Origin of the sequence: Falsiporphyromonas endometrii (assembly GCF_042654485.1) — a bacterium.
GTDB lineage: Bacteria > Bacteroidota > Bacteroidia > Bacteroidales > Porphyromonadaceae > Porphyromonas > Porphyromonas endometrii.
In genome coordinates, this window is the sequence record NZ_JBHSGO010000038.1 from 1 (window position 1) to 5,777 (window position 5,777).

Annotated in this window: 5 protein-coding genes and 1 tRNA gene; all 6 read left to right on the forward strand. The window is 38.5% G+C overall.

Annotated features, from left to right (window positions below):
- Positions 1–376: 376 nt before the first annotated feature.
- The 6 genes from ACFO3G_RS01990 to ACFO3G_RS02015 all read left to right on the forward strand — a co-directional run bounded on the left by ACFO3G_RS01990 (position 377) and on the right by ACFO3G_RS02015 (position 5,089).
- On the forward strand, positions 377–646 hold the full coding sequence (locus ACFO3G_RS01990) for a hypothetical protein (RefSeq protein WP_380077481.1): 270 nt from the start codon (positions 377–379) through the stop codon (positions 644–646).
- 679 nt (positions 647–1,325) lie between these two features.
- Positions 1,326–1,661 (forward strand): 30S ribosome-binding factor RbfA, encoded by a 336-nt coding sequence (gene rbfA / locus ACFO3G_RS01995; protein WP_380077483.1) that lies wholly within the window; start codon positions 1,326–1,328, stop codon positions 1,659–1,661.
- Between the two features lie 14 nt (positions 1,662–1,675).
- On the forward strand, positions 1,676–2,905 hold the full coding sequence (locus tag ACFO3G_RS02000) for an FtsX-like permease family protein (protein ID WP_380077485.1): 1,230 nt from the start codon (positions 1,676–1,678) through the stop codon (positions 2,903–2,905).
- 163 nt (positions 2,906–3,068) lie between these two features.
- A tRNA-Gln gene (locus tag ACFO3G_RS02005) sits at positions 3,069–3,139 on the forward strand.
- A gap of 224 nt (positions 3,140–3,363) precedes the next feature.
- Positions 3,364–4,623 carry a peptidase U32 family protein gene (locus ACFO3G_RS02010; RefSeq protein WP_380077487.1) on the forward strand — a complete coding sequence of 420 codons (1,260 nt, stop codon included), beginning with the start codon at positions 3,364–3,366 and terminating at the stop codon, positions 4,621–4,623.
- Between the two features lie 43 nt (positions 4,624–4,666).
- Positions 4,667–5,089: an acyl-CoA thioesterase gene (locus ACFO3G_RS02015; protein ID WP_380077489.1), complete on the forward strand. Its 423-nt coding sequence runs from the start codon at positions 4,667–4,669 to the stop codon at positions 5,087–5,089.
- The last annotated feature ends 688 nt before the right edge of the window (positions 5,090–5,777 follow it).

Here is a 5,777-nt window from a genome sequence, read left to right on the forward strand (position 1 = left end):
AAATTTTAGAAGACTGACGATTGATTATGAGTTTCATGCCGCTACTGCAGAGGCTATGGTTCAACTTGCTTTCTGCAAAATATTGCTTAATAAATTCTCTGAATAATTTTTAAACAGCTTCTAAAACATTTGTTGTTTTTTATCTGAAATTATATTGTGCAAAATTAATCATTTCCACCTTATAAATTAGGATCAACCTTGACAATACATTTCTAAAATAGATTTACTAAGTCTTACGTTAGTGTACTCAGTTTTTTCTATTTTCAAGTTCATTCACCCATTCCCCTTAGCCTCAGAGCTTTTTAGGAATGCTGTAGTATATTGCGAAAAAGAATCCTTTTTAGTACCTTAGTCGTTGATAATAGGATATATAACCATGGAGATAAGCACATTACTGACCTTACTTTTGATGATCATTTCGCTTGGCGGATCGTTCCTCTTTGCGGGTGAGATATGTCTTATCGGAGGGGAACAAATCGATGAGTCCTTAAGTATCAAATGCGATATCAAGAATAGGTCTTCTCATTGGGCTGTGAAGCTCGTCTTAGGAGAGGCTTATTTGTTAAATACCGTTATCATATCTAACATTCAAAAAGCTAATCAAACAACACTTATTCAACTTCAAAATATCAAATATAAGGGTTAGGGTCACTTGACCTTCCTATCGACTTTGCCCGTTTTTATAGTACGAAACGGGCTTTTTTATGCGCTATTTTAACAAATAAGCTCGCGCGAGAAGCAATCTATTCTCGCGCGACTTTCGATCCGTTGTCGCGCGACCTTGACATGCGAAGTCGCGCTACTTCAGGTGCAACCTCGCGCGAGTTTACCTTCAAGGTAGCGCGAGAANGGCGGCCTGAAAGCTATTTTTAAGCCGCCTTTTTATCCATAAAATAAAGCCTATACATATATTAACATTCAGATAGGACGAAATCGTCCTATCACTCTTGAAATTTATTAAGAAATAGACTCTTTTATATCAAGAAAGGGGCTGATATAAGGCCTGAAACAGCCGTAATAAATTTACATTATTTATCTATATCAATGAATAATTAGTCAATAAAAGCACACTATATATTGAGATTAAAACACCTATTTAATGAGAAAATCTCATTAACAAAAGGCCAAAATTATTGCTTAATATCAATCTAAGGATAAACAAAAAAGCGAGTGTAATACACCTCATACAACCCCCTTTGACAACACACTAAAGCAATGGCATAAACTACATTATGACAAATAATCTATAATGGCAATCATTAGAATATGAATACTAAGAATAAATTCTGGTTCATTTTACGTGTAACCTTTATATCTTTGTACCTATGGATAATACAAGATTAAATAAAATTAGTCGCTTGGTTCAGAAAGAACTTGGTGAAATCTTCAGAGAACAGACACAAAGTATTAACGGAGTATTAGTCTCTGTCACATCTGTTCGTGTCAGTCCTGATTTGAGCATTGCTCGTGTCAATCTCTCCATTTTCCCGAGCGAAAAGGGACGTGAGATTCTGGCAAACATCACAGATCAGAGCTCTCAAGTTAGATTTGCCTTGGGTAATCGAGTAGGCAAACAGCTTCGACGCATCCCTGAGCTTTATTTTTACATTGACGACTCGCTGGATTATTTGGAGCGTATCGATGAGCTATTGAAGAAGTAGGGATTGATTGAGATATGAATCTGCCTTTCTCTTTTGCTCTGAGGTATTTTTTTTCTCGTAAGAGTTTGAATGCTGTAAATGTAGTCTCTGCTATTTCTGCAGTATCTATTGCCGTTGTTGCTTTTGCTCTTATCATTGTCCTCTCTATTTACAATGGCTACGAGAAGATTATCCTTGATCAAACTTCTGATTTGGATCCGGACTTATCGGTCGAACGGATTGATGGCAAACCTTTGAAGACAGATTTGGCACTTAAATCTACAATCTCCTCCATTCCGGAGATTGTGGCTTTCACCCCTATTCTTAAAGAGAATGCCCTTATTAAATGCGGGCAAGACCAAGTTACGGCTCAGCTCATCGGTGTAGGCTCTTCTTTTGATCACGTAGCATCTTTGAAAAATTCTGTCTGGCAAGGTTCTTTCAATCTTAAAGAAGAATTGCATGGCGATACTGTTTATTCATACAATGTCGGATCCAAATTACTTGCTTCCCTTCCGGAAGCAGCCAAAGTCAGTTCAGAGATAGATGTCTACATTCCCAAGCGCGTCGGCTTAATTAACCCAATTCTACCGGCATCTGCATTTTCCTCGGGATCCGGTCACATTGCATCTATCATTCTTACCGGCCAGCCCAATTATGACGCCAATATGATTATTCCTATTGAACAGATGCGAGATCTGATGCAATATGATGATGACATAGCAGGTAGTTTGGCTCTAAAAATTAAATCCGGCACAGACATCGAACAGGTTAAGAAAAAGCTTCTCAAGCTCCTCAATTCATCAAAAGACGAATACAAAGTTTTGAATCGTCTGGAGCAGCACCCCGATATATCTTATATTGTATCGCTGGAGAAGTGGATGACTTTTTTGATTTTAATATTTGTCCTTCTGCTGGCTCTATTTAACGTTGTAAGCAGTCTCTCTATGCTGATGATTGAGAAAAAGCCCGACATTTCAATATTAAGAGCTCTGGGAATGCCCGATAAGATGATTAGTCGTATCTTTTTGACAGAAGGGACTATGGTTAGCTCCATAGGCACAATCATTGGTCTACTCATAGGTCTTGCCGTAGTGATTACACAAGAAAACTATAGTTGGCTGGGCAATCCGAATGCCCCAATCCCTGAATATCCTATGCTTTTTAATTATTGGGATCTTATAATAAGCTTTGCAGTCGTAATATTAATGGGAATATTGGCAGCCTACTATCCGGTAAACCTATTTGTAAGGAAGAATAAGTAAATCAATCAGTTAAGGAGTTTAGGTACACATCCTAACCGAACTTATATAAAGCCTTCCAAATAAATATTGCTCAAAATTTTATCTGAATCCTTGCACAATCTCAAAAGTTGTTCTATATTTGCATCGCATTTCAAGGACATCTTGTCCGAGAGAGGCTTTGGATTGTCTCATGGTGTAATGGTAGCACAACAGGTTTTGGTTCTGTTTGTCAAGGTTCGAATCCTTGTGAGACAACTTTTATAACGTCTAAGGTTAGAGTAATAGAAACTCGTTTTTAAGAAAGGTTTGTAGCAGTAAGGCTACGACCCTTTTTTTGTTTTATACCACTTCATACAACATTCTCCAAGAGATCTTACTATTACAAAGTAAGCTACCCTATTCCCTTCCAAACTGTCAAATAACATTTTTAGAGTAAATAATCGTTTGCAACGATGTCATTGTTGTATCTTTGTATCATAATGAAAGAGGATAATAATTTTGAAGTAATGGCACCTGTCGGCTCTTATGAAGCGCTGGCATCTGCTATCAAAGCCGGAGCTAACTCTATTTACTTCGGCGTTGAAGGGCTCAATATGCGTGCCGGATCGGCGCATAGCTTTACACTCGACGACCTTCGACAGATTGCATCGACTTGCACTGAGCATGGGGTTAAGTCATATCTCACGGTCAATACCGTTATCTATGATGAAGATATGGCATTGATGAAAGATATTATAAAAGCTGCCAAAGAGGCCGGTATTTCTGCTATCATAGCATCTGATGTTGCTGCGATGCATTACGCTCGCTCTATAGATATGAATGTACATCTATCCACTCAACTTAATATTAGCAATATTGAAGCATTGAAGTTTTATGCACAATTTGCCGATGTTGTTGTTTTAGCTCGTGAATTGAAGCTTGAGCAGGTAGAGGTTATTCACAACGCTATTATTAACGAACAAATTGTAGGACCTTCGGGTGAACTTATCCGCATAGAGATGTTTGCACATGGAGCTCTATGTATGGCTGTTTCGGGAAAGTGCTACCTAAGTCTTCATGAGTTGGATCGCTCTGCCAATCGTGGTGCTTGCGGACAGGTTTGTAGAAGGGCATACACAGTTAAGGATCGAGAAAGCAATATTGAGCTTGATATAGAAAACCAATATATCATGTCTCCCAAAGACCTTAAGACCATTCACTTTATGAATAAGATGATGGATGCCGGTGTTCGTGTCTTCAAGATTGAAGGTCGAGCAAGAGGTCCCGAATATGTTTATACGGTGACCCAATGCTATAGAGAGGCTATTGATGCGGTCAAAAATGGCTCGTACGGAGATGAGAAGATCAAATATTGGGACGAAAAGCTTTCCACTGTTTTCAATAGAGGATTTTGGGATGGGTATTACTTGGGCAGAAGGCTCGGAGAATGGACTCACAATTACGGATCTTCGGCCACACGCACCAAGGTTTATATTGGCAAGGTGATCAAATATTACTCAAAACTTAAAGTGGCAGAGTTTTTGATCGAAAGCGGAGATTTGGATCAAGGACAAGAGATTATGGTCAGCGGTCCTACTACCGGAGCTCTTATGCAGACAGCCGAAGAGATTAGATATAATCTTGAGCCGGTCAAAACTGCCTATAAGGGCCAGCATATCTCTATTAAAGTCAATGATAAGGTTCGGCCGGGAGACCGTCTTTATAAGATGGTATTGCGTGAAGTGAAAGAGAAATATTAAGTAACAATTCAGAGTTTAGTAAATAACCACATAAGTTTTTTGTATGAAATCTCCACAATATATCTTCTCTGTACCCATGAAGGTCAGGGATTATGAATGTGACATCCAAGGGGTAGTAAATAATGCCAACTATCAACACTACATGGAGCATGCAAGACATGAGTTCTGGGAAAGCCTAGGGTCCGGATTTGCAGAGATGCACAACAAAGGATTGGATGCTTTTGTATATAGCGTTCATATCACTTACAAAGTAGCCCTTCATCCCGGAGATAAGTTCAATTCATGCCTTACCTGTCACAAAAAAGGTGCAAAGTTGGTTTTCGATCAAGCTATCATTCGCGAAGACGGTACCGTTTGTGCAATAGGTGTTGTTGAAGCGGTAGCTGTTCTTCATGGTCAAATTACAAGAGGAGAACATTTTGACCTATTGATGGAGCAAATCAAAGAGAAGTATCATATCGAATAAGAAGCAGTTGTGGAGTTTTTATCCATTAAGTTGAATCTAAACGAAGGTTGTCATAAAAGTATTTTGAACTTACTTTGGTCTCTAACCGGAAACATATAACTACGATTAGAGACTAAAGTGAGCCTAAATAGGTCATAAAGTATTGCATAATTGTCGAAGCTATATATCTCCTCTATCGAGTTGATCTAATAATAAGTAGTTAAAAGGCCTTATTTCATATCCCCATATCTTGGTAATCAGCTCTGCGTGACGTTGAGTATAAGATTTGCCACAACACCGATCAACACTTATATCTAACCTTATCTATAGAGCCACTCAATATCATTATTTACGGTGTTTGTTGAAGAGGCTTTAGTCGCTTCCTACCTTTGTACAAAGAAAAAACAAAAGCTCCGATACAGGTTTTATTGGCAATCAAGCTGATTGCTATCCTTGATATAGTCGGTCTTTGATGTATAACGGTAAATTTATTATTGAATTATGACACCTATTTTAAACACAACTTTTCCAGAGTTTAAGTTGAACGCATATCAAAACGGCGAGTTCAAAGTGATAACAAATGAGGTAGTATCCCAAAAAGTGTGTAAAGGAGGTTTATCTTTGAGTCAAAATTAATCATTTCATTTCATTGTTTTGTTCATCCGTCAGGCGGACATGAAAAACACCGGGGGGATTGGCGTCCGCCCGG